Source organism: Sphaerisporangium sp. NPDC088356 (genome assembly GCF_040685555.1).
GTDB lineage: Bacteria > Actinomycetota > Actinomycetes > Streptosporangiales > Streptosporangiaceae > Sphaerisporangium.
Genome location: NZ_JBFBIK010000040.1, coordinates 39043 through 59277 on the forward strand (window position 1 = coordinate 39043; position 20235 = coordinate 59277).

Genomic DNA, 20235 nt, shown 5'->3' on the forward strand with positions numbered 1-20235 from the left:
CTCGGTGACCAGGGCCCGCCGGTAGTGCGTGCCGGTCGTGACGCCGGGGCGCGGTGTGGAGGCCGTCGTTCCGCTCGTCGGTGACCGGCTACGGCTCGGGTGGACGTCACCGTGTGACCCCTTACCGCCGGGGCCCGGCCTGTCCTTGTGTGACGGCGAGGGTGCGCAGGGTCTGGGCGAGGAGCGTGTGGGCTTCGAGGGTGGCCTCGGGGCGGCCCTCCACGAGGTGCTCCATCCACAACCCGGCCAGCAGCACGCCGACCATGCGGGCCGCGTGACGTCCGGACGGGTAGCCCGCGCGGCGGAGCGTCTCGGCGACGACCGTGTCGCATCCGTCGGTCCAGTCGCGGGCGATCTTCTGCAGCCTCGGGTCGCGGCCGGCCTGCAGGTACAGCTGCCACAGGCCGAGCTGGCGTAGCCGGTCGGCCTCGCTTCCCGGCCCGGCCCGCGGTCCCATCGCCACCGACAGGGCGTCGGCCAGGTCCTCGGGGGTGGGGCGGCCGCCGGGCGTGAGGGTCTGGACACGGCCGCGCATGACCTCCAGCTCGCCGGTGACCAGCAGGGAGAAGGCCTCGGCCACCAGCTGGTCGCGGGAGGTGAAGTAGTAGGTCGTCGCGGCGAGCGGCAGACCGGCGCGCTGGGCGACCGCCCGGTGGGTGACGGCGGTGAAACCCCCCTGCTCCAGCAGGCCCACCGCCGCCGCCAGCAGCGCGGCGCGGCGGCGGCGCCCGCGTTCCTGGCCCGGCCGGGTGGCCGTCGTCGCAGGGCCCGTGCCCCCGGTGAGGGGCCGGGGGGCGGTCAATGCGTGCCGGCCAGGTTGAGCAGCACGACACCGCCGATGATCAGCAGAATGCCGGCGACCTTGACCAGGCTCATCGCCTCGCCGAGGAACACCGCTCCGATCACGGCGATGGCCGCCGTGCCCGCGCCCGCCCACACCGCGTAGGCGACGCCGACCTCCATCTGCAGCTTCAGCGCACGGGCCAGCAGCACGAACGAGGCGAGGTAGCCGATCACCACCAGCACTGTCCAGCCCTTGTTGGCGAAGCCGTCACTCAGCTTCAGCGCCGAGGTGGCGAGCACCTCCGAAGCGATCGCGCCGGCAAGCAGCAACCACGGCATGAACCGGCCTCCCTCGTCCCGACCGGCGGCACAGACCGGTACATGCGTACCACTTTAGCCGGTGGGTCATCCCACCTGGGGAGAAGGGCGGACGGCGCGCCGGCGCGTGGTGAGATCGCTTGCGCGGGTATCGAATACGTGTTCCACTGTTGGTCATGCGTTTCGACGCCCTTCCCCTTGTCGAGAACACCCCCGCGGCGCGCCCGAGGATAGAGCGGCGAGCGGTCCGCCGGGCATCTGGTGACACGACCTTCTACGAGGTGCCGGCGCGCACGATCATCGACCGGGTGCCGGCGGCCATCGGGCTCGGCGTCGCCTGGGCGGTCAGCCCCTACCGGGGATGCGCTCACGCCTGCCTCTACTGCGCGGCCCGCCGCTCCCATCGCTACCTCGGTCTGGACGGCGAGCGCGACTTCGGCTCGGCGATCGTGGTCAAGACCGACGCGGCCAGGCGGCTACGGGCGGAGCTGGCCTCCCCCCGCTGGGCGGGCGAGGCGGTGGGCATCGGGCTGAGCGGCGACTGCTACCAGGAGGCCGAGCGGGTCTACCGGCTGATGCCCGGCATCGTCGCCGCCCTGCGCCACGCCGGCAACCCCTTCCGGGTGATGACCAAGAGCGCGCTGATCCTGCGTGACGCCGAGTTGCTCGCGGAGGCCGCCGAGGTGGCCGAGGTCGAGGCCCGGGTCTCCATCGGCTTCGTCGACGACCGGTTGCGCCGGGCGGTGGAGCCGGGGGCGCCGAGCGCGCAGAAGCGCCTGGAGCTGTGCGCCGAGCTCGGCGAGCGCGGGGTGCCGTGCGGGGTGCTGATGGGCCCCATCCTGCCGTGCCTGACCGATTCGGAGGATCAGCTGCGGGCGGTGGTTCGGCGCGTCGCCGAGGCGGGCGCGGTGAGCCTCACCCCGATGGTGCTGCAACTGCCCGCCGGGGCCCGCGAGTGGTACATGCGGTGGCTGGCCGAGGAGCATCCCCGCCTGGTGCCGCGCTATGAGGAGCTGTACGGGCGCGACGCGCCGGCCACCGAGGACTACCGGCGGCGTGTGGTCGGGCGGGTGTCCGAGCTGGCCCGCCTGTACGGCATCGGGGCAGGTCGCGCGCCGTGGCGGCCCCGGCGGTCCGCCGACCGCCAGCTCGCCCTGCTATGAGGACCCCGGTTCTCACTCCGGGGACCCGCGAGGGGCGCACACGGTGATGACGATTTCGCCGGCCGTGCGGCCCCTTCTGAGGTGCCGGGTGGTCTCAGGGACCTCCGCTTCAGCGGGTAGGCCCTGTCGAGGATCGGTGTGACCTCTCCGGGCCTCGATGAGCGGGTGGCCTCAGGCGTGCAGCGCGCTGCCCTTCTTCCACTGCTTGAACGGCAGCTGCCAGTAGCCCCAGCCGTTGTTCCACTCCAGCGCCCGGTTCGTGCCGACGATCTTGACGATGTCGCCGCGGTGGAAGTTGTCGTAGAACCACCTGGCCTGGTCGGGGCGGGCGTTGACGCAGCCGTGGCTGACGTTGGCGCGGCCCTGCGAGCCGACCGACCACGGGGCGCTGTGGACGTACTCACCGCTGTTGGAGATGCGCACGGCGTGGTCGACGACCTCCTTGTAGTAGCCGGGGTCGCCTTCCTTCTTGCCGGGAGAGATCATGGTGACCGGGTTGCCCCGCTCCATGGTCAGGTGGATGCCGTTGGTGGTGGTGTACTCGCGCGAGGTGGCCTTGCCCGCGCTGATCGCCATCTTCTGGACGACCTTGCCGTCCTTGCGGACGACCATCGAGTGGCTGCGCGTGTCGACGCTGCTGATCCACGCCGCGCCGATCTTCATCGTGGTGGCGTAGTTCTTGACGCCGTAGGTGTCCTTGCCGGCGCGCACGCCCTCGAGTAGGGCGGTGAACTTCACCTTCTGGTGGGCGGGCCAGTACTTGGCGGGCCGGTAGATGACCAGCGTGTCGTTGATCCACCGCCAGGCGCCGGAGACCGGCTTTTCGGCGGTGACCTCCAGCGACTCCTCCACGGCCTTCTTGTCGCCGACGGGCCCGCTGAACGTCACCATGATGGGCATGCCGACGCCGACGGTCTCGCCCTTGCGGTTCGGCGTGACGTCGGCGATCCGCAGCTCCTGCGCGGGCTTGAGCGTGGTGAAGGTGCTGGTCGCCTCGGCCGGGCCGCCTGCGCCGCTGGCCTTGGCCGAGACGGTGTAGCTGCTGGAGGGCTTCAGCGGGCCCTTGGAGACCCACTTGGTGTGCCCGGCGTCGAACTGGCCCTTGAGGGTCTTCCCGCCGGCCTGGACCGTGACCTCCTGCAGCTCCCCGTTGCCGGCGGTGACCACGACGCGCTTGTCGGGACGGACCTTGCTCGCGCCCGTGACCGGGCTGATCTTGATCAGTGGAGCGGGCGTCGCCGGCGCGCTGGTGCCGCCCCCGCCGGGGCCCGACGCGGACGGGCCGGTGCCGCTGGAGCACGACACCATCAGCAGGCCGGCGGTGACCACGGCCAGCCCGGCGATCGGAGTCCTCAGACGATGACGAAAGTCCCGCACAGACCTCTCCCCCACGGCGGCAAAGTGCAATGAAAAAACCCTAATAGGGATTGCCACCCGAACGTACATCTTTTGGGCGAGTTAGATCACATTTCGGTCACCTTGAACTGGCAATGCGGTCAGGAAAGCCCCCTGCGGCCGTCAAGCAGATCCAATGACATTGTCAGGTGTGGGCCGGTCAAAGGGCGCAGGTATGCGCGGCCGATAGGCCTCGTCCGCGAGACCGCCCACTGGGCGCGAACCGGTCAGCGGTGCGGTGGGGAGCCGTCATCGGGCGGGTGTGGGAGACTCCGCTGCCGGTCAGTGCCGGTCGAGCCGGTGGGTGAGGCTGGTGTGCCTGCGCCCCGCCCCCCGCGTACGTACGGCCTGCGCCAGCGCGCGGCGGGAGCCGACGAGCACCACGAGTTTCTTGGCGCGTGTCACAGCGGTGTAGAGCAGATTGCGCTGCAACATCATCCACGCGCTGGTCGCCAAGGGGATGACCACCGCGGGATATTCGCTGCCCTGCGAACGATGGATGGAGACGGCGTAAGCGTGCGCCAGCTCGTCCAGTTCGTCGAAGGCGTATTCGACACTCTCGTCCTCGTCGGTGAGGACGGTGAGTTTGCTTTCCTCGGGGCGCATGTCGGTGACCACGCCGACGGTGCCGTTGAAGACCCCGGCGACGCCCTTGTCATAGTTGTTTCGCAGTTGGGTGACTTTGTCGCCGATCCTGAACACCCGGCCGCCGTAGCGGCGTTCCGGCATGCCTTCCCGGGAGGGGGTCAGCGCCTCCTGCAGCGCGTTGTTGAGGTTTCCCGCGCCGGCCGCGCCGCGGTGCATCGGGGCGAGCACCTGCACGTCACGGCGGGGGTTGAGGCCGAACTTGCGCGGGATGCGCCGTGCCACCACATCGACGGTGAGCGCGGCGATCTCCTCGGGCTCCTCGCAGGGGAACAGGAAGAAGTCGCCCATGCCCTCCAGCGCCGGGTGCAGCCCGGTGTTGATGCGGTGGGCGTTGACCACCACCCCGGACTGCTGGGCCTGGCGGAAGATCTGGGTGAGCCGCACCCGGGGGATGACGTCGGCCGCGAGCAGGTCGCGCAGCACCTCTCCGGCGCCGACCGAGGGCAGCTGGTCGACGTCGCCCACGAACAGCAGGTGCGCCCCGGCCGCGACCGCCTTGACCAGCTTGTTGGCGAGCAGCAGGTCGAGCATGGACGCCTCGTCGACCACCAGCAGGTCGGCGTCCAGGGGGTTGTCGCGATCGAAGGTGGCCTCGCCGCCCGGGCGCAGCTGCAGCAGCCGGTGGACGGTGGTGGCCTCGTGACCGGTCAGCTCGGCGAGCCGCTTGGCGGCCCTTCCTGTCGGGGCGGCCAGGATGACCTTGGCCTTCTTGGCGCGGGCCAGGGCGACGATGGAGCGCACGGTGAAGCTTTTGCCGCAGCCGGGCCCGCCGGTCAGCACGGCCACCTTGGAGGTGAGCGCCAGCCGTACCGCCTCGGACTGCTCGGGGGCCAGGTCGGCGCCGGTGCGGGTGCGCAACCAGGCCAGCGCGGCCGGCCAGTCGACGCCGTGGAAGGCCGCCAGCCGGTCGTGACCGGAGTCGAGCAGGCGCCGCAGGCCGCCCGCCAGCGACAGCTCGGCGCGGTGGAAGGGCACCAGGTAGACCGCGGGCACCACGCCGTCGCCCGCGGGGACCTCCTCGCGCACGACGCCCTCGGCGGCGACCAGCTCCTCAAGGCAGCTCGTCACCAGATCGGGCGGGACTTCGAGGATCTTCACCGCGTCGCCGACCAGGTTGGGCGCGGGAAGGTAGCAGTGGCCCCCGTCCGCCCCCTGGGACAGGGTGTACCGCAGGCCGGCCTTGACCCGCTCGGGGCTGTCGTGGGGGATGCCGACCGCCTGGGCGATGGTGTCGGCGGTCTTGAAGCCGATGCCCCACACGTCGTCGGCCAGCCGGTAGGGCTCGGTTCTCACCACCGTGATGGAGGCGTCGCCGTACTGCTTGAAGATGCGCACCGCGATCGAGGTGGACACCCCGACGCCCTGCAGGAAGATCATCACCTCTTTGATGATCTTCTGTTCCTCCCAGGCGGCGGCGATCATCTTGGTGCGCTTGGGGCCGAGCCCGGGCACCTCCACCAGCCGCTCGGGCGCGGTCTCGATCACCTCCAGCGTCCGCACCCCGAAATGCCCGACGATGCGCTCGGCCATCTTCGGGCCGATGCCCTTGACCAGCCCGGACCCGAGGTATCGCTGGATGCCCTGCACGGTCGCCGGCAGGACCGTGGTGTAGGACCACACCTCGAACTGCTTGCCGTACTTGGGGTGGGAGCCCCAGCGGCCGGTGAGACGAAGGCTCTCCCCCACCTGCGCGCCGAGCAGCGGCCCCACCGCCGTCACCAGGTCGGCGCCGCCCCGCTCGACGGCCACCCGCGCGATGGTGTATCCGGTCTCCTCGTTGGCGTAGGTGATGCGCTCAAGGACGGCGGACAGCTCGAAGCCGGGGGGACGGCCTGCCTCCGGGGTGGTCATGGCGGGTATTCTTCCGCAGCCCGCGTCCCGGTGGCACCCGGCGCCACCGAAGGCGAGGTCGCGGGCGCGCCCACGCGGCGGGCTACCGGGTCGGCCTGGTCAAGGGGTTGTGCGGTCCGGCCCTCGATCGGCCCACAGGTAGATCCCCGGTAATGTGTCAGCTGTTCTACCAAGCGGCTTACCGATTCGGGGAGGGCGGCCGGATGGCGGCGGTTCTGGAGGGTACGGCTCGCGCGCTGCTGCGCCGCGTGGCCATCGAGCAGGCCGAGACGCGGATGCCCTCGCTGGCCGCCATGGTCCTGCGCGACGGCGAGCCGGTCTGGTTCGGCGCCCGGGGCAAGGCCGAGGGCGTGGCCCCCACCACAGGCACCCAGTACCGCATCGGCTCGATCACCAAGACCCTGGTCGCCGTGCTGGTGATGCGGCTGCGCGACGAGGGCCTGCTCGACCTGAACGATCCGCTGGCCAAGCACGTCGCCGCCACCCCGGTCGGAGACGTCACCATCGCCCAGCTGCTCTCGCACACGGGGGGGCTCACCGCCGAGCCGCCCGGCGGGTGGTGGGAGCGCACCCCCGGCGTGGAGATGGACGCCCTGGCCGGGGCGCTCGACGTCCAGACCGCCCGTCACCGTCCGGGCCGCCGGTTCCACTACTCCAACCTCGGCTTCGCGCTGCTCGGTGAGCTGGTCGCGCGGCACCGCGGGGTCGGCTGGGCCGAGGCGGTGCGGTCGGAGATCCTGGAGCCGCTGGGCATGAGCGACACCACGACCCGCCCCCGCGAGCCGCACGCCCGCGGGTACGCCGTGCATCCGTGGGCCGACGTGCTGCTGCCCGAGCCCGAGCACGACGCGGGCGCCATGGCCCCGGCGGGCCAGCTGTGGTCCACCCCAGCCGACCTCGCCAAGTGGGCGAAGTTCCTGTCCGGCGGCGACGACAGGGTCCTGCGCGGAGCCACGCTCGCCGAGATGCGCGAGCCCGCCGCGGTGGAGGACGGCGACGTGTGGAGCGTCGGCCACGGCCTGGGCGTCCAGCTGCTGCGCCACCGGGGGCGGCGCCTGGTCGGGCACGGCGGGTCGATGCCGGGGTTCCTCGCCGTGGTGTGGGCGGACCCGGCCGACCGGGTCTGCGTGCTGGTGATGGCCAACGCCACCTCGGGGCTGCGCGCCTCGGTGGCCACCGACCTGCTCGACCTCCTGGACACCCACGAGCCGCCCATGCCGCGCGAGTGGGCGCCCTCCCCCGCCGAGGCCGACCTGCTGGGGCTCACCGGCCCGTGGTACTGGGGGCCCGCCGCCTACCTGCTGCGCCTGCTGCCCGGGCGCGACGTGTCGCTCGCCCCGGTTGGCGTCCCCGGCCGGGCCTCCCGGTTCGCCGCGCAGGCCGACGGCACCTGGCTCGGCCTCGACGGCTACTACGCCGGGGAGACACTGCGCCTGGTGCGGCGGGCCGACGGCTCGCCCGGGCACCTCGACCTCAACACCTTCGTGTTCACCCGCGAGCCGTACGACCCGGCCGCGCCCGTCCCCGGGGGCGTGGACACCGGCGGCTGGCGCTGACCTGCGGGGACTCAGCGGGCGGCCTGGGCGGGCTCCGCGTCCGTTCGCGCCTCCGCTCGCCGGCCGCTGGGGGGTACGTGCCGGAGCAGGGTGAGGGTCAGCACCGCGGTGCCGAGCAGCAGGACGGCGCTGATCCCGGCGGCCACGTGCATGGCGGTGGTGAAGGCCTCGCGGGCGGCGTCGAGCAACCGGGCGCCCAGCGGGCTTGAGAGGTCCGAGGCGGCGGTGAGGGCGCCCGCGAGGGTGTCGCGGGCGGTGTCGGCCGCGTGGGCGGGTGTGCCCTCGGGGATGGCTCCGGCGATGTGGGCGCGGTAGACGGCGGTGCCGAGACTGCCGAGCGCGGCGATGCCGAAGGCGTAGCCGAACTCGGCGCCGGTCTCGTTCATCCCGGCGGCCAGGCCGGCCTTGGCGGGCGGCACCGAGCCGATGACCAGGTCGATGCTGAGGACCACCATCGGGCCGCCGCCCAGGTTGGTCAGGGCGAACCCGAGCGCCACCGCCAGAAGGCCGTGCAGCGGGCCGGCCTGGGTGATCACCAGCAGGCCTGCCACGCCGACGGCCATGCCCGCGCCGATGAGATACGCCGGACGGATACGGCGGGCGAGGATCGGCGAGAGCAGCGCGCTGGTGATCGAGGCGGCCACCGCCGGCAGCATGGCCAGCCCGGCCCGCAGCGGCGACAGCCCGGCGACCAGCTGGAAGTACTGGGTGAAGAACAGCATGATCGCGCCCATCAGCGCGGTGCCGGCCATCATGCCGCCCATGGCGGCGGTGAAGGACCGGTTGGCGAACAGCCGCAGGTCCAGCAGCGGATCGGCCAGGCGACGCTGGCGGCGGGTGAACGCCAGCCCGAAGGCCGCGCCGGCCACCACCGCGGCGACGGGCAGGACCTGCCAGCCGCTCCTGGCCACCTCCTTGAGGCCGTAGATGACCGGCAGGATCGCGGCCAGGGACAGCGCCACGCTCGTCAGGTCCAGCCTGCCGGCGGCGGCGTCGCGGTATTCGGGCAGCAGCATCGGGCCGAAGACCAGCAGCAGCCCCATCGCCGGTACGCCGAGCAGGAACACCGACCCCCACCAAAAGTGCTCCAGCAGCGCCCCGCCCACCAGCGGGCCGACGGCGGCGCCGGACATGAAGCACACCATCCACACGCTGATGGCCAGGGCCCGCTGCCGGGGGTCGCGGAACATGTTGCCGATCAACGCCAGCGTGGAGGGGGTCAGCGTCGCCCCGGCGACCCCGAGCAGCGCCCTGGCCGCGATCAGCATCCCCGGGCCGGTGGAGTACGCGGCCAGCACCGAGGCCGCCCCGAACGCGGCCGCGCCGATGAGCAGCAGCCTGCGACGCCCGATCCGGTCGCCCAGGGTGCCCATCGTGATGAGCAGGCCGGCGAGCATGAACCCGTACACGTCCATGATCCACAACTGCTGGGTGGCGCTCGCCCCGAGGTCCTCGCTCAGCCGGGGCAGCGCCAGCAGCAGCACGAAGACGTCGATCGAGACCAGCAGGGCCGCCAGCGCCAGCACGCCGAGCCCGACCCACTCCCGCCGCCCGGAACGCGAGCCGGTCGCGCGCGGATCCGCCGTGGTCGCGGTGTTGGTATCCATGGAAAGACCGCTCCTGTTTTCGCGAGATCGCGAGGTGCCCCGTGCGGGCGCCTCACAATTGTGGGTCGGAGCTGGCGGGGACGCTTCGACATCCTTCTCACGCGCGAGGCCGGGAATTTCTCCGCGGGCCCTGGTTGACTGCGGGGATGGGAAACGCACGACCGAGCCCACCGGGATCGGCATACGGGGGCTCACCGGGCACGCGGGAGGGAGATGTGAACACCGGCACCCGGGTCGAGGATCTGCTGCGCGAGCTGGCGCCGCAGGTCGTCGGCGTCCTCGTACGGCGTCACGGGCAGTTCGACACCGCCGAGGACGCGGTGCAGGAGGCGCTGCTGGCGGCCGCCGTGCAGTGGCCCGAGCAGGGGATCCCCGACAGCCCCAAGGCGTGGCTGGTCACCGTGGCCTCCCGGCGGCTGACCGATCAGTGGCGCAGCGACCACGCGCGCCGGGCCAGGGAGGTCACGGTCGCGGCCATGGTGCCGGACGCCGACGCCGCGACACCGGGCCCCGGTGACGAGGCCCCGCCGGATCAGGACGACACCCTGACCCTGCTGTTCCTGTGCTGCCATCCCGCGCTGTCGGCGGCCTCCCAGCTCGCGCTCACCCTGCGCGCCGTGGGCGGCCTGACCACCGCGCAGATCGCCCGGGCGTTCCTGGTCCCCGAGGCGACCATGGCGCAGCGCATCAGCCGGGCCAAGCAGCGCATCAAGGCCACCGGCATCCCGTTCCGCATGCCGCCCGAGCCGGAGCGGGCCGGACGGTTGCGCGTGGTCCTGCACGTGCTGTATCTGATCTTCAACGAGGGGTACACCACCACCTCGGGCCCCGACCTGCACCGCACCGAGCTGACCGGGGAGGCGATACGGCTGACCCGGGCCCTCCACCAGTTGCTCCCCGATGACGGCGAGGTCGCCGGGCTGCTCGCGCTCATGCTGCTCACCGACGCGCGGCGCCTGGCCCGCACCGAGCCTGACGGCACGCTGGTCCCGCTGGCCGAGCAGGACCGGAGCCGGTGGAACCGCCGGCACATCGACGCGGGCATCGCGCTGATCACCGGAGCCCTGTCGCACGCGGCGCTCGGCCCGTACCAGCTGCAGGCGGCCATCGCCGCGGTCCACGCCGAAGCGCCTCGCGCGCAGGACACCGACTGGGCGCAGGTAGTCGCGCTGTACGAACTGCTGGCCCGCGTCGCGCCCAACCCCGTGGTGACGCTGAACCACGCCGTGGCGCTGGCCATGGTGAAGGGGCCGGGGGCCGGGCTCGACCTGCTCACCGCGCTCGACGGCGACGAGCGGCTCGCGGGCCACCACCGCCTCGACGCCGTCCGCGCGCACCTGCTGGAGATGGCCGGTGAGCACGGCGCGGCCCGCGACCGATACAGGGCCGCGGCGCGCGGCACCACCAGCATCCCCGAGCAGCGTTACCTGGAGACCAGGGCCGCGCGGCTGGCGCCCCCGGACCCCGGCGGCGTCACCGGCTCCGGCTGAACCCGACCACGGAGACGACAGGTGTCGAACGAGAAATCCCTCATACGTCCGGCCGTGCCCGCCGACCTCGAGACGGTCGCGGCGATCTACTCCCACTACGTCACCGGCAGCCTCGCCACCTTCGAGGAGACCCCGCCCACCGTGCCCGACTGGGAGCGCAGGCTGGACGATCTGGCCGGGCGGCGGCTGCCGTTCCTGATCGCCGACGTGGGCGGCCAGGTGGCCGGGTACGCCTACGCGAGCCCGTGGCGGCCCAAGCCGGCCTACCGGCACACGGTGGAGGACACGATCTACCTTGCCCCCGGCTGGACCGGCAGGGGGCTGGGCCGCGCGCTGCTGGACGCCCTGCTGGCCGGGTGCGCGAGCGCCGGTGCCCGGCAGGTGATCGCGGTCATCGCCGACACCGGGGACGCCGCCTCGGCCGCGCTGCACCGCCGGTCCGGCTTCACCGAGGCGGGGCGGCTCAGGCAGGTGGGCCACAAGCACGGGCGCTGGGTCGACACGGTGCTCATGCAGCGCGAGCTGTCCCCCGGCGCGGGCTGAGGCGCGCCCCGAGCCGACCGCGCGGCCTCGCGCTTGCCACTCTCGGTGACCAGGGCGAACTGGTGGACCTGGTCCACCACGTGGTTGACCAGCGCCCGTACGTCCCCTGAGCGGCACGGGGTCGGCAGCGTCGCCTGCTCGGGCCGTACCCGGGCGATGAGGGCGCCGGCCTGGTCGAGCGCGCGGGACAGCAGGGGGATCGTGGCGCCGCGACGAGGCGCGTGGTGACGATCTCACGGTCGGAGGGCGTCGCGAATGTGGTGACGCCGGTCCTATCGCTCCTGGTCATGGGGAGTAGCGTGTCAAGCTCTCTCTGGACGTGCCCGGTGATCCGAACCGCCGGCCGTCCCCGGATCCGAGGAGTGGTGGCGTGAGAATCCTGGTCGTGGGCGCCGGCGCGACCGGCGGCTACTTCGGTGGCCGCCTGGTGCAGGCGAGCCGGGACGTGACGTTCCTGGTGCGGCCCGAGCGGGCGCGCCGGCTACGGGAACGCGGGCTGCGCATCGTGGGCCTGGGCGAGCAGACCGTGCTCACCCCGCGGCTGGTCGTCACCGGCGAGATCGGCTCGACCTTCGACCTGGTCCTGTTCTCGGTGAAGGCCACGGGGCTCGGTCAGGCCATCGAGGACGTCGCGCCCGCGATCGGCCCCGGCACCCTGATCCTGCCCGTCCTGAACGGTATGCGGCACATCGACGCCCTGGCCGAGCGGTTCGGCGACCCCGCGGTGCTGGGCGGTGTGGCCAAGGTGGTCACCACCGTCGACGCCGACGGCGACATCGTCCGCCTGGCCGACCTGCAGAGCGTCACCTACGGTGCCCGCGGCGCCCACGCGCCCGAGCCCCTGGCCGAGGTGGGGCGCGTGCTCGGCGGCGCGGGGTTCGACACGGCCCTGTCCGGCGACATCGTCGGCGAGATGTGGGCCAAGTGGGTGCTCATCGCCGCGGCCGGCGCGGTGACGTGCCTGATGCGCGGGACGGTCGGCGAGGTGGTGGCCGTTCCCGGCGGTGCCGCGTTCGCCGAGGCCGCGTTCGCCGAGTGCGCGGCGGTCGCGACGGCGGCCGGGCACACCGTGCCGAGGGAGGCGCTGGCGTTCGCGCGCCAGACGGTCACCACGCCGGGCTCGCCCTTCGCCTCCTCCCTGTACCGCGACCTGGTGTCCGGCAACAGCACCGAGGGCGAGCACATCTTCGGCGACCTGGTCTCCCGGGCGCGGCGGCTCGGGGTCTCCGTCCCCCTGCTGGACCTGGTCACCATGCACCTGCGGGTGCGGCAGAACCGCGTCGACACAAGCCAGGCGGCCACGGCCGGTCCCGCCGCGGGGCCGGACGGCCTGCCGGCTCGGTGACACCGTCAGGGGTTGTCGACCTTCAGCCCGAAAGCCGACAGCCCCTGCTCGTGGTGTTCGATCAGACCGAGCCTTCTGTAGAAGGCGTGGTTCGATTCGCCTTCCGGCGTGGATTCGTGGTCGGTGGTCAGCAGGAAATACCTGCAATGTGCGTATCGGTCCATGAGGTGTTCAAGAAGCCTGCGGCCGATCCCCTGACCATGGAACTGCTGGTTGACCAGCAACTCCTGGACGTAGCACACGATTTCGTCATCGGACACCGTTCGGGACAATCCGAGGAGTTTGCCGGATTCATCCCGCGCGGTGATCACGAGATGTGAATTCACCAGACTCCGGCAGACCTTGGCGATGTCCCGAGTCCAGGGTCCCCAGCCCACCGACTCGTAGAGTTCGAAGATCTCGTCCTCGTCGAACGACGTCTCCTGAGCGATGATCAATTATTGCCCCCCCACCTCGGGCACGCGCGACGTACAGCATGATATTGGGGAATCCCAGGACACACCGGTCAAACGGTTCGCGGAATGGTGTCCGGCGCGGAATGATGCCCTGATGACCTGGACAGCGCCTGAAATCACCCGCACCGACGGCTCGCTCGTGGCGGGCGAGCGCGAGATGCTCAACGGCTACCTCGCCTGGCATCGCAGCACCTTCCTGCTCAAATGCGCCGGTCTGACCGGCGAGCAGCTCGCCGAACGCGCCGCGCCGCCGTCCAGCCTGTCGCTGCTGGGGTTGATCCGGCATATGGCCAAGGTCGAGCGCACCTGGTTCCGCCTGCGGTTCGCCGGCCAGCCGGTGGAGCCGCTGCACGCCTCCAAGAAGGACGCCGACTTCGACGATGTGGACCCGGCGCGCGCCGCAGAGGAGTACGCGCTGCTGGTCGAGGAGATGCGCCTGTCTGACGAGACCGCGGCCGGCGCGTCCCTCGACGACACCTTCACCTTCCGCGACGAGGTCTACTCGCTGCGGCTGATCTACCTCCACATGATCGGGGAGTACGCGCGCCACAACGGGCACGCCGACATCGTGCGCGAACGCCTCGACGGCGTCACCGGCGCCTGATCACCCGTTTCCAGGGTCAGCGGGTGTGGCGGCGCAGCGCGGAGGCGTAGCGGCCGACGAAGAACCGCTGCGCCAGGGACACCAGCGGCCAGGCGACGCGCGTGTACCAGCGGCCGGGCCGGGTGAAGGAGCTGACCGTGAACGACATCGACCCGTCGCCGGCCACTTCCAGCAGGAAGGACTCCTCGCCGGACTCCGGATGGCCGGGAAGCGTGCCGTACGCGAACCCGGCGCGGCGGTCCTCCTCGACGGTCCACACGACCCGGCAGGGCGCGACGATCGCGAGCGGGCCGATGCCGAGGCGGGAGGCCACCACGACGCCCGGCGCGGCCCTCGGTGCGGTGGCCCGCGGCGAGAGCCCTAGAGCGGCGTGCATGCGCCAGGTCAGCAGGGCGTCGGCCGCACGGCCCAGCGAGGCACCGTCGCCCATGGGATAGCTGCGCCTGAGATGGCGGTACCCCTCCGGCAGCTCCCCGGTGCGGGTCGCGCCCGCCTCGGCGTAGGTCAGCTCCGCGTCGTCGTACCGTTTGAGGTCCATCGCACTCCTTGTCTGATGAGTCATCGGATCACAGGGGGCGGATGCGTAGCCTGTGCCAGGCGGCCACCCCGCACAGGGCGAACCCTGCGGCGTTGCACACCCCGTGGGTGGCCGCCATCCACTCCACCGAAGGGTGGGGCAGCCCGGTCGCCTCGCCCAGCGCCCAGCTCAGCGCCAGCACCATGGTCGCCGCGAGGGTCACGGCCGAGACGCCGAGCAGGGCGCGAGTCGGCCGGTCGGTGACGCCACGCCGGACCTGCGTCCACGTCAGCCATCCGACGAGCCACATTCCCGCTGTGAGGACCACCGCACCCGCCAGCTCTGCCCAGTCGCCGACGAAGTAACCGAGGAACACCAGGGCTGTGCCGCAGGGCACCGCGAGCGCGGCGGCCCTGGACAGGGGCGCGCTCGCCAGTGGCGCGGCACACCAGGCCGGCCACCAGCGCGGCGGCGAACCCGGCGAAGTGGAAGTGCGCCACGGTCAGAGCGAGGATGGCGGGCTTGAAGCCGAGCAGGGCGTGCCCGGCGCGCTCCCACACCAGGGACAGCCCGGCGACGGCCGGTGTCACCAGTGCCGTGAGCACCGCCACCTCGTGCGGAGCCAGGGACCGGCGCCGCCATGCCCGTACGGCCGCGTGGGAGGCGAGCACCGCGGTGGCCAGCCCGTAGACGACGGCGAGCGCCGCCGCGGCCGTACCACGGGGAAGTCAGAGCGAGAGCGCGCCGGGCACCGCGCCGGCGGCCCACACCAGCCTGACGTGGCGAGGGGTGTCGACGAGCCTCAGCCCGACCGGCACCACGACCAGCATGCCGATCATGACGACGACATCGACCAGGGGGTCACGGCGCCTCCGATTGAACGTGTTCAATTGGCTCCTGATCGCAGGCTACCAGGCGCAACGGCGGACCGCCGATCCCCGGATAGGTGCTCATCCGGCTGCGGGCGTTGTCCAGGCTGGGGTGCGACGGTGGTCCGTCCGAGTCGCGTGATCGGCACTGCTGGTCTTGATGGTCAGCTTCTTGACGAAGTCGGGCATCGGGGTGCCTTTGTCGCGTCGTGCGCGGGCGAAGAGCACGTCGGCCTCGTCGATCACTTTGGGGCGGCCGCGGTGGTTGCCGCGTGCGCCGCGAAGAGGTCGCCGCGCTGTTGCTGCATGTCCACCGACTGTTTCCAGACGAAGCCGATCTCCCTGACCGCTTCGGCGGCCGGGCGGCCGCACACAGCGCTCTGTTCGCATCAACCAACCACTAACGCGGCTGTCAAGACAGGTCAAAGCGCGCCCAGCGGGCGTTCGTCAGCCGATATCCGTACCCTCATGCCGATCGCTTCCCTGTGGGGTCTCGCCGCTGCCTGCCTTCCCGCTCTGTTCCCGGTCCCCGGCGCCGGGCCGCCGCCGCCTGCCGCCCCGGTGTCGATGCCCGAGCCGCCGCGTGCCTCGGTGGCGCGCGCGCGGCTCGCCGAGCTGGTGGTCCGCCGGCCCGGCTCCATGAAGGGGTACTCCCCCGCGCAGTTCCCGCACTGGGTCGAGCAGGGCGGGAACTGCGACACCCGGGAAATCGTCCTCCACCGCGACGGGGAGAACGTCAAGGAGGATCGCTTTTGCCGGGCGGTGTCGGGCACCTGGCATTCGGCCTACGACGGCAAGACGCTGAGATCGGCGTCCCGGGTGAAAATCGGCCACCTGGTGCCCCTGGCCGACGCGTGGCGTTCGGGAGCGGACGGCTGGTCGATGACCAGGCGGCAGGAGTTCGCCAACGACCTGACCAATCCCCAGCTCATTGCCGTGTCCGCCTCCTCCGACCAGGCAAAGGAGGACCAGAGCCCAGATCAGTGGCGACCGCGGCGCTCGTACTGGTGCCTTTACGCCAGGGCGTGGACGGATGTGAAGCACCGCTACAAGCTGAGCGTCACCGCCAAGGAGAAGACGGCGCTCGATCAGATGCTCGACACCTGCCCGGACCGCCAGCATCCGTGAGCGCACGACCGGAGTCCGACATCACCGCCCGGCCCGGTGGCATCCACCCGGCACACTTGCTGCTTCGGCCTGGCGGGCATGCCCTTCGACCTCGTCGAGGCACTGATCCGGCAAGGCGCCACCGACCTGACCACCGTCTCCGCCGTGGGTGTCCCGGTGTACGGCCGGGACGGCACCACCCGGCGGGCTTGTCGGTGTCCATGCCGGGTGTGCGGCATGATCCGCGCCGGCTTCCGTCTCCGCCGGTCACCTGGCGAAGGATCATGGCTTCCAGCCTGGTGGCGTGACCGGGGCCTCCCGGTGGCGCCGCTACTTGAAGCGGGCGACGAAGCGGCGTTGCCAGGGGGTCTCAACAGCGTGTGAGGAGTAATGCTCCCGGACGTAGGCGACCGCCTCACGTCCGGGCACCCCGTCCAGCACCGCGAGGCAGGCCAGCGCCGTGCCCGTTCGCCCGGATCCGCCGAGGCAGGCGATCTCGACGCGCTCGGTCTCGGCACGCGCCCACGCCTCGCGCAGCGCGTCCCCGGCGGCGGTGCGGTCGGACGGCAACCAGAAGTCCGGCCAGCGAATCCAGCGAGCCTGCCAGGGGACCGGTGCCGGTTCGCGCCCCAGCAGATACAGCGCGAAGGCGGGCACCGGCCCCGCTGGGAGGGGGCGGCGTAGCCCCCGGCCGCGCACGAGCCGGCCCGATGGCAGGCGCAGCACGCCCGCCATCGTGGGCTCCCAGCCAGTGATCATTGAGCGATCTTACCGAGGTGAGAAGCGTGCCACTGCTCAGCCGTTCGCCGGACTCGGAACCCGTGCGGAGATCTGGGCAGGAGCGTCCGCGAACGCCCTGGCCGACTCGGGCGGACCGTCCGGGCGTCTACCTGGCGCGTTGGAGCTTCGCCGGGTTGACCACCAGGTTCATCTCGGTGATCCGGCCACCCGCCATCTCGATGCCGACCACGCCGGTCACCTTCGTGTCCAGGCTCAGCACATACCCGCCGCCGCCGCCCAGCCGAACCGGGCGTACCTCCACACCGGCGTAGCGGCGGACCAGCCCGCCCAGCAGCGCGGCGCCCCGTTCAGGGCCGTGCACCAGCACACGCGCCGCGGATACCGCTCCCCCGCCGTCGGAGCGCAGCACCACCTGGGGGTCGAGCAGGGTGACCAGGTCCGCCAGGTCGCCGTCCGCGGCGGCCTTGAGGAACATGGCGGTGACGCGCCGGTGCTCCTCGACGGACACCGGCACGCGGGGCGGCGCCTCCGCGCGTACCCGCCGGCGTGCCCTCGACGCGAGCTGGCGGCATGCCTGCGGGGTGCGGCCGACCACGGTCGCGAGCCGGTCGAAGTCCATGCCGAACACGTCGTGCAGCACGAACGCGACCCGTTCGGCGGGCGTCATGCTCTCCAGCACCAGGAGTACGGCGGTGCGTACCGACTCCCTTAACGCGGTGGCCTCGCCCAGATCCGAGTCGTCGTAGGCAGCCAGCGGTTCGGGCAGCCAGGTGCCGACGTAGGTCTCGCGGCGAGCGCGGTCTGAGCCGAGCATGTCGAGGCAGATGCGCGACGTCACCGTCGTCAGCCACGCCCCGGGTGTTCCAGGTCCGCGGGAACGGAGGTGCGCAGCCGTATGAACGCCTCCTGTACGGCATCCCCGGCATCCAAGGCGCTGCCGAGCAGGCGGTAGGCGACCGCGAACAGATATCGGCGGTGCCCGGCCCAGTCGTCCATCCCATCGGGATGGCTGTAGAGACCGAAGATCTCGGCCCATCCTGGACGCGCCGGCGAGGAAGGGGTGTCCGGAAGGGTGTGGTGCCCCATGGCTGTCTCGATGACCTCTAATGCACTTATCTCGCAACAACGATGAATGTGATGGCCATTGCTCATCCCCGCCGGCGATATCCGCGGCTGAGATCAGAGCCCACATGGCCCACAAGGACCCACGCCAGCCGGAGGCCGGGAGTGGACCGCCTTAGCGGTCCTGGGCGTCCCCGCCGTGCTGGTCATGATGAAAATTGCTGACCCTGACCCTGACCCTGACCCTGCGGCGCGCGACCCGGCCGTGGCGACCGAGCCGTCTCGGGCAGGCCGCGACGGCCACCCAGGCGTTCGACTGAAAGGACCGAAGGATCATGCGAGCCGCGGCTCGTGCGGAATTGTCACGCCATTTCGGTGAGCGGGCCTCACCTGCCATCGGGCAGGCACGGCACGCGGGCTATTCGCTGCGGGACTGGGCGAACCGCAGCATGTTGCCCGAAGGATCGCGGAAGCCGCAGTCACGCACGCCGTAAGGCTGGTCCATTGGCTCTTGCATCACTTCCGCGCCCGCAGCCTGAACGCGCTCGAAGGTGGCATCGCAGTCATCGGTCGCGAAGACCAGACGACTGAGCAGCCCCTTGGCCATCAGATCCGCGATCGCCTTCCGGTCATCGCGCGAAACGCCAGGGTCCGCGCCGGGTGGTTCCAGCACGATCTGTACGTCTGGCTGCGACGGCGGACCGACGCTTACCCATCGCATGCCCTCGAACTCGACGTCGCTGCGCACCTCGAAGCCGAGGACGTCACGGTAGAAGGCCAGCGCCTTGTCATGGTCATGGACCGCCATAGAGCAGTACGTCAGCTTGAGGTTCATACTGGTCACGCTACATCCGGCTGGTCGGCGAGGCTTCTCCGTGCCTGACCGGCCGCGTCAGGATCTTGGCGAAGCACGCCGGGATGGCCGCGCCGTTGTCGTGCCTGCGGGCCCGGTACGCGCTCGGGCTCTCCCCCACCAGTTCGGTGAACCGCGAGCTGAACGACCCCAATGACGAGCACCCGACCGCGAAGCAGACCTCCGTCACCGTGACGTCACCGTGGCGCAAGAGCGCCTTGGCGCGCTCGATCCGTCGCGTCATCAGGTAGCTGTACGGGGTCTCGCCGAAGGCGGCGCGGAAGCTGCGTGAGAAATGGCCTGGCGACATCAGAGCGACCCGCGCGAGCGCCGGTACGTCGAGGGGCTTCGCGTACTCGCGGTCCATCAGGTCACGCACCCGTCGCAACCGGACCAGATCCTCCCGTGTCACGCGGTCATTATCCCACGTCCAGAGGCGTAGCAGCCGTACAGTGCCCACCCGGACCGGCACACGCGGCCAAGGCGGCGAGCGCGCGGCCGGAACGGATCCCGGAGCCAGGCGGTCACGAATGGAGAGGCCACTCCCTCCCCGGATCCGTGGCGGAGCTCGCAGGAGGAAACCTCGGATCGACCGGGCGTACGCGCAGCCGCTGGACGTTGAGGCTCGGGCGAACAGGTGACCCAACCGGTCAGGAATCGAGAAGCGCCGCTCATTGAGCCGCAGATAGCGTGACCACCATGACGCCATGAACCTCACCAGACACTCGAGCTTCCTCCCACGACGACCCGTACGCATCCTTGGCCTTCCATCGCGGTACCCTCGGCTTCGAGGTCCGTGACGACGTCGGACACGGCGGGATGCGCTGATCACGGTCGGCCCCGCCGACCAGCCCGGCACGTCCATCGTCCTCAGTCGCCGGGAGCAGACTCCGGCGTCACCGACGACGAGCGCCGCACCATCACCGAGATGGCGGCCAAGGGCAATCCCCGGGCTTCCCATTCCTTTTCCAGCCCAGCAATCCCATCGGGTCGATGCGACCCATGACTTCAGGAGTGACCATGACCGGCTCTTCCACCCAGGGAATCAAGACCGTGCTGCATCCCGTCTCCGACCTGGCGAGGGCCAAGGCGGTGTACGCCGCCCTGCTGGGCGTACCGCCGCAGGCCGACGCGCCCTACTACGTCGGCTTCGAGGCCGAGGGCCAGCACATCGGGCTGGTGCCGGGCGGTGGCCCGCAGGGCATGACCTCACCGGTGGCCTACTGGCACGTGTCGGACATCGAGGCGAAGCTGGCCGAGGTGACCGCCGCGGGTGCCACCGTGAAGGAGCCCGCGCACGACGTCGGTGGCGGTCGCCTGGTGGCGAC

22 protein-coding genes and 2 pseudogenes are annotated in these 20235 nt (G+C 71.5%); 9 read left to right on the forward strand and 15 right to left on the reverse strand.

The window, feature by feature from the left end; genetic code table 11:
- Positions 1 to 121 precede the first annotated feature (121 nt).
- Together AB0O34_RS17250 and AB0O34_RS17255 are read right to left on the reverse strand one after the other, a co-directional pair.
- Positions 122 to 802 (reverse strand): TetR family transcriptional regulator, encoded by a 681-nt coding sequence (locus AB0O34_RS17250; RefSeq protein ID WP_363916395.1) that lies wholly within the window; start codon positions 800 to 802, stop codon positions 122 to 124.
- Positions 799 to 1122, reverse strand: a complete 324-nt coding sequence (locus AB0O34_RS17255; protein WP_363916396.1) for a multidrug efflux SMR transporter — start codon at positions 1120 to 1122, stop codon at positions 799 to 801. The genes AB0O34_RS17250 and AB0O34_RS17255 overlap by 4 nt, the downstream gene beginning before the upstream one ends.
- 155 nt (positions 1123 to 1277) lie before the next feature.
- Between AB0O34_RS17255 and AB0O34_RS17260 the strand changes: the two genes are divergently transcribed.
- Complete coding sequence (locus AB0O34_RS17260; RefSeq protein WP_363916397.1) at positions 1278 to 2264, forward strand: radical SAM protein; 987 nt, start codon at positions 1278 to 1280, stop codon at positions 2262 to 2264.
- A 171-nt stretch (positions 2265 to 2435) separates the two neighbouring features.
- Here the strand turns inward: AB0O34_RS17260 and AB0O34_RS17265 are convergent, their stop codons facing one another.
- Positions 2436 to 3641 (reverse strand): Ig-like domain-containing protein, encoded by a 1206-nt coding sequence (locus AB0O34_RS17265; RefSeq protein ID WP_363916398.1) that lies wholly within the window; start codon positions 3639 to 3641, stop codon positions 2436 to 2438.
- Between the two features lie 300 nt (positions 3642 to 3941).
- Positions 3942 to 6158, reverse strand: a complete 2217-nt coding sequence (locus AB0O34_RS17270; protein ID WP_363916399.1) for an ATP-dependent RecD-like DNA helicase — start codon at positions 6156 to 6158, stop codon at positions 3942 to 3944.
- Between the two features lie 203 nt (positions 6159 to 6361).
- Here AB0O34_RS17270 and AB0O34_RS17275 point away from each other — a divergent pair, with 203 nt between their 5' ends.
- Positions 6362 to 7714: a serine hydrolase domain-containing protein gene (locus tag AB0O34_RS17275; RefSeq protein ID WP_363916400.1), complete on the forward strand. Its 1353-nt coding sequence runs from the start codon at positions 6362 to 6364 to the stop codon at positions 7712 to 7714.
- Positions 7715 to 7725: 11 nt separating this feature from the next.
- Here AB0O34_RS17275 and AB0O34_RS17280 read toward each other — a convergent pair whose 3' ends face one another.
- Positions 7726 to 9321 (reverse strand): MFS transporter, encoded by a 1596-nt coding sequence (locus AB0O34_RS17280; RefSeq protein WP_363916401.1) that lies wholly within the window; start codon positions 9319 to 9321, stop codon positions 7726 to 7728.
- A gap of 215 nt (positions 9322 to 9536) precedes the next feature.
- Between AB0O34_RS17280 and AB0O34_RS17285 the strand changes: the two genes are divergently transcribed.
- The 3 genes from AB0O34_RS17285 to AB0O34_RS17295 all read left to right on the forward strand — a co-directional run bounded on the left by AB0O34_RS17285 (position 9537) and on the right by AB0O34_RS17295 (position 12699).
- Entirely contained in the window at positions 9537 to 10811 is a 1275-nt protein-coding gene (locus tag AB0O34_RS17285) for a sigma-70 family RNA polymerase sigma factor (protein ID WP_363916402.1), read from the forward strand.
- A 21-nt stretch (positions 10812 to 10832) separates the two neighbouring features.
- Positions 10833 to 11354 (forward strand): N-acetyltransferase family protein, encoded by a 522-nt coding sequence (locus AB0O34_RS17290; protein ID WP_363916403.1) that lies wholly within the window; start codon positions 10833 to 10835, stop codon positions 11352 to 11354.
- A gap of 370 nt (positions 11355 to 11724) precedes the next feature.
- Positions 11725 to 12699 (forward strand): 2-dehydropantoate 2-reductase, encoded by a 975-nt coding sequence (locus AB0O34_RS17295; protein ID WP_363916404.1) that lies wholly within the window; start codon positions 11725 to 11727, stop codon positions 12697 to 12699.
- A 5-nt stretch (positions 12700 to 12704) separates the two neighbouring features.
- On the opposite strand, the gene AB0O34_RS17300 is transcribed toward AB0O34_RS17295, so the two are convergent.
- Positions 12705 to 13136 (reverse strand): GNAT family N-acetyltransferase, encoded by a 432-nt coding sequence (locus tag AB0O34_RS17300; RefSeq protein WP_363916405.1) that lies wholly within the window; start codon positions 13134 to 13136, stop codon positions 12705 to 12707.
- Positions 13137 to 13248: 112 nt separating this feature from the next.
- Here AB0O34_RS17300 and AB0O34_RS17305 point away from each other — a divergent pair, with 112 nt between their 5' ends.
- On the forward strand, positions 13249 to 13758 hold the full coding sequence (locus AB0O34_RS17305) for a DinB family protein (RefSeq protein ID WP_363916406.1): 510 nt from the start codon (positions 13249 to 13251) through the stop codon (positions 13756 to 13758).
- Positions 13759 to 13774: 16 nt separating this feature from the next.
- On the opposite strand, the gene AB0O34_RS17310 is transcribed toward AB0O34_RS17305, so the two are convergent.
- The 4 genes and pseudogenes from AB0O34_RS17310 to AB0O34_RS17325 all read right to left on the reverse strand — a co-directional run bounded on the left by AB0O34_RS17310 (position 13775) and on the right by AB0O34_RS17325 (position 15165).
- Positions 13775 to 14296, reverse strand: coding sequence for a DUF1990 domain-containing protein (locus AB0O34_RS17310; RefSeq protein ID WP_363916407.1), 522 nt, complete (start codon positions 14294 to 14296; stop codon positions 13775 to 13777).
- A 28-nt stretch (positions 14297 to 14324) separates the two neighbouring features.
- Positions 14325 to 14672 carry a YndJ family transporter gene (locus tag AB0O34_RS17315; RefSeq protein ID WP_363916408.1) on the reverse strand — a complete coding sequence of 116 codons (348 nt, stop codon included), beginning with the start codon at positions 14670 to 14672 and terminating at the stop codon, positions 14325 to 14327.
- An 88-nt stretch (positions 14673 to 14760) separates the two neighbouring features.
- Positions 14761 to 14946, reverse strand: a pseudogene (locus AB0O34_RS17320) (YndJ family transporter); the annotation flags it as partial.
- Between the two features lie 57 nt (positions 14947 to 15003).
- Positions 15004 to 15165: a hypothetical protein gene (locus AB0O34_RS17325; RefSeq protein ID WP_363916409.1), complete on the reverse strand. Its 162-nt coding sequence runs from the start codon at positions 15163 to 15165 to the stop codon at positions 15004 to 15006.
- A 447-nt stretch (positions 15166 to 15612) separates the two neighbouring features.
- On the opposite strand from AB0O34_RS17325, the gene AB0O34_RS17330 reads away from it, so the two are divergent.
- Entirely contained in the window at positions 15613 to 16272 is a 660-nt protein-coding gene (locus AB0O34_RS17330) for an HNH endonuclease family protein (protein WP_363916410.1), read from the forward strand.
- A 309-nt stretch (positions 16273 to 16581) separates the two neighbouring features.
- On the opposite strand, the gene AB0O34_RS17335 is transcribed toward AB0O34_RS17330, so the two are convergent.
- The 5 genes from AB0O34_RS17335 to AB0O34_RS17355 all read right to left on the reverse strand — a co-directional run bounded on the left by AB0O34_RS17335 (position 16582) and on the right by AB0O34_RS17355 (position 19274).
- On the reverse strand, positions 16582 to 17010 hold the full coding sequence (locus AB0O34_RS17335) for a protein-tyrosine phosphatase family protein (RefSeq protein WP_363916411.1): 429 nt from the start codon (positions 17008 to 17010) through the stop codon (positions 16582 to 16584).
- Positions 17011 to 17137: 127 nt separating this feature from the next.
- Entirely contained in the window at positions 17138 to 17830 is a 693-nt protein-coding gene (locus AB0O34_RS17340) for a sigma factor-like helix-turn-helix DNA-binding protein (protein WP_363916412.1), read from the reverse strand.
- A gap of 5 nt (positions 17831 to 17835) precedes the next feature.
- Positions 17836 to 18078 carry a sigma factor gene (locus AB0O34_RS17345; RefSeq protein WP_363916413.1) on the reverse strand — a complete coding sequence of 81 codons (243 nt, stop codon included), beginning with the start codon at positions 18076 to 18078 and terminating at the stop codon, positions 17836 to 17838.
- Between the two features lie 394 nt (positions 18079 to 18472).
- On the reverse strand, positions 18473 to 18889 hold the full coding sequence (locus AB0O34_RS17350; protein ID WP_363916414.1) for a VOC family protein: 417 nt from the start codon (positions 18887 to 18889) through the stop codon (positions 18473 to 18475).
- 10 nt (positions 18890 to 18899) lie between these two features.
- Positions 18900 to 19274, reverse strand: a complete 375-nt coding sequence (locus AB0O34_RS17355) for a helix-turn-helix transcriptional regulator (protein WP_363916417.1) — start codon at positions 19272 to 19274, stop codon at positions 18900 to 18902.
- A gap of 340 nt (positions 19275 to 19614) precedes the next feature.
- On the opposite strand from AB0O34_RS17355, the pseudogene AB0O34_RS17360 reads away from it, so the two are divergent.
- Positions 19615 to 19850 (forward strand): annotated as a pseudogene (locus AB0O34_RS17360) (VOC family protein); the annotation flags it as partial.
- A 77-nt stretch (positions 19851 to 19927) separates the two neighbouring features.
- On the forward strand, positions 19928 to 20235 hold a 308-nt coding region (locus AB0O34_RS17365), incomplete at its 3' end, for a VOC family protein (RefSeq protein WP_363916415.1).

What these genes read in the sequence shown, in the direction of transcription:
- AB0O34_RS17255 (WP_363916396.1), bottom strand. Translation starts at nt 1,122, where the DNA reads ATGCCGTGGTTGCTGCTTGCCGGCGCGATCGCTTCGGAGGTGCTCGCC.
- AB0O34_RS17260 (WP_363916397.1), top strand. Translation starts at nt 1,278, where the DNA reads ATGCGTTTCGACGCCCTTCCCCTTGTCGAGAACACCCCCGCGGCGCGC.
- AB0O34_RS17270 (WP_363916399.1), bottom strand. Translation starts at nt 6,158, where the DNA reads ATGACCACCCCGGAGGCAGGCCGTCCCCCCGGCTTCGAGCTGTCCGCC.
- AB0O34_RS17275 (WP_363916400.1), top strand. Translation starts at nt 6,362, where the DNA reads ATGGCGGCGGTTCTGGAGGGTACGGCTCGCGCGCTGCTGCGCCGCGTG.
- AB0O34_RS17280 (WP_363916401.1), bottom strand. Translation starts at nt 9,321, where the DNA reads ATGGATACCAACACCGCGACCACGGCGGATCCGCGCGCGACCGGCTCG.
- AB0O34_RS17305 (WP_363916406.1), top strand. Translation starts at nt 13,249, where the DNA reads ATGACCTGGACAGCGCCTGAAATCACCCGCACCGACGGCTCGCTCGTG.
- AB0O34_RS17310 (WP_363916407.1), bottom strand. Translation starts at nt 14,296, where the DNA reads ATGGACCTCAAACGGTACGACGACGCGGAGCTGACCTACGCCGAGGCG.
- AB0O34_RS17330 (WP_363916410.1), top strand. Translation starts at nt 15,613, where the DNA reads ATGCCGATCGCTTCCCTGTGGGGTCTCGCCGCTGCCTGCCTTCCCGCT.
- AB0O34_RS17335 (WP_363916411.1), bottom strand. Translation starts at nt 17,010, where the DNA reads ATGATCACTGGCTGGGAGCCCACGATGGCGGGCGTGCTGCGCCTGCCA.
- AB0O34_RS17345 (WP_363916413.1), bottom strand. Translation starts at nt 18,078, where the DNA reads ATGGGGCACCACACCCTTCCGGACACCCCTTCCTCGCCGGCGCGTCCA.
- AB0O34_RS17350 (WP_363916414.1), bottom strand. Translation starts at nt 18,889, where the DNA reads ATGAACCTCAAGCTGACGTACTGCTCTATGGCGGTCCATGACCATGAC.
- AB0O34_RS17355 (WP_363916417.1), bottom strand. Translation starts at nt 19,274, where the DNA reads ATGGACCGCGAGTACGCGAAGCCCCTCGACGTACCGGCGCTCGCGCGG.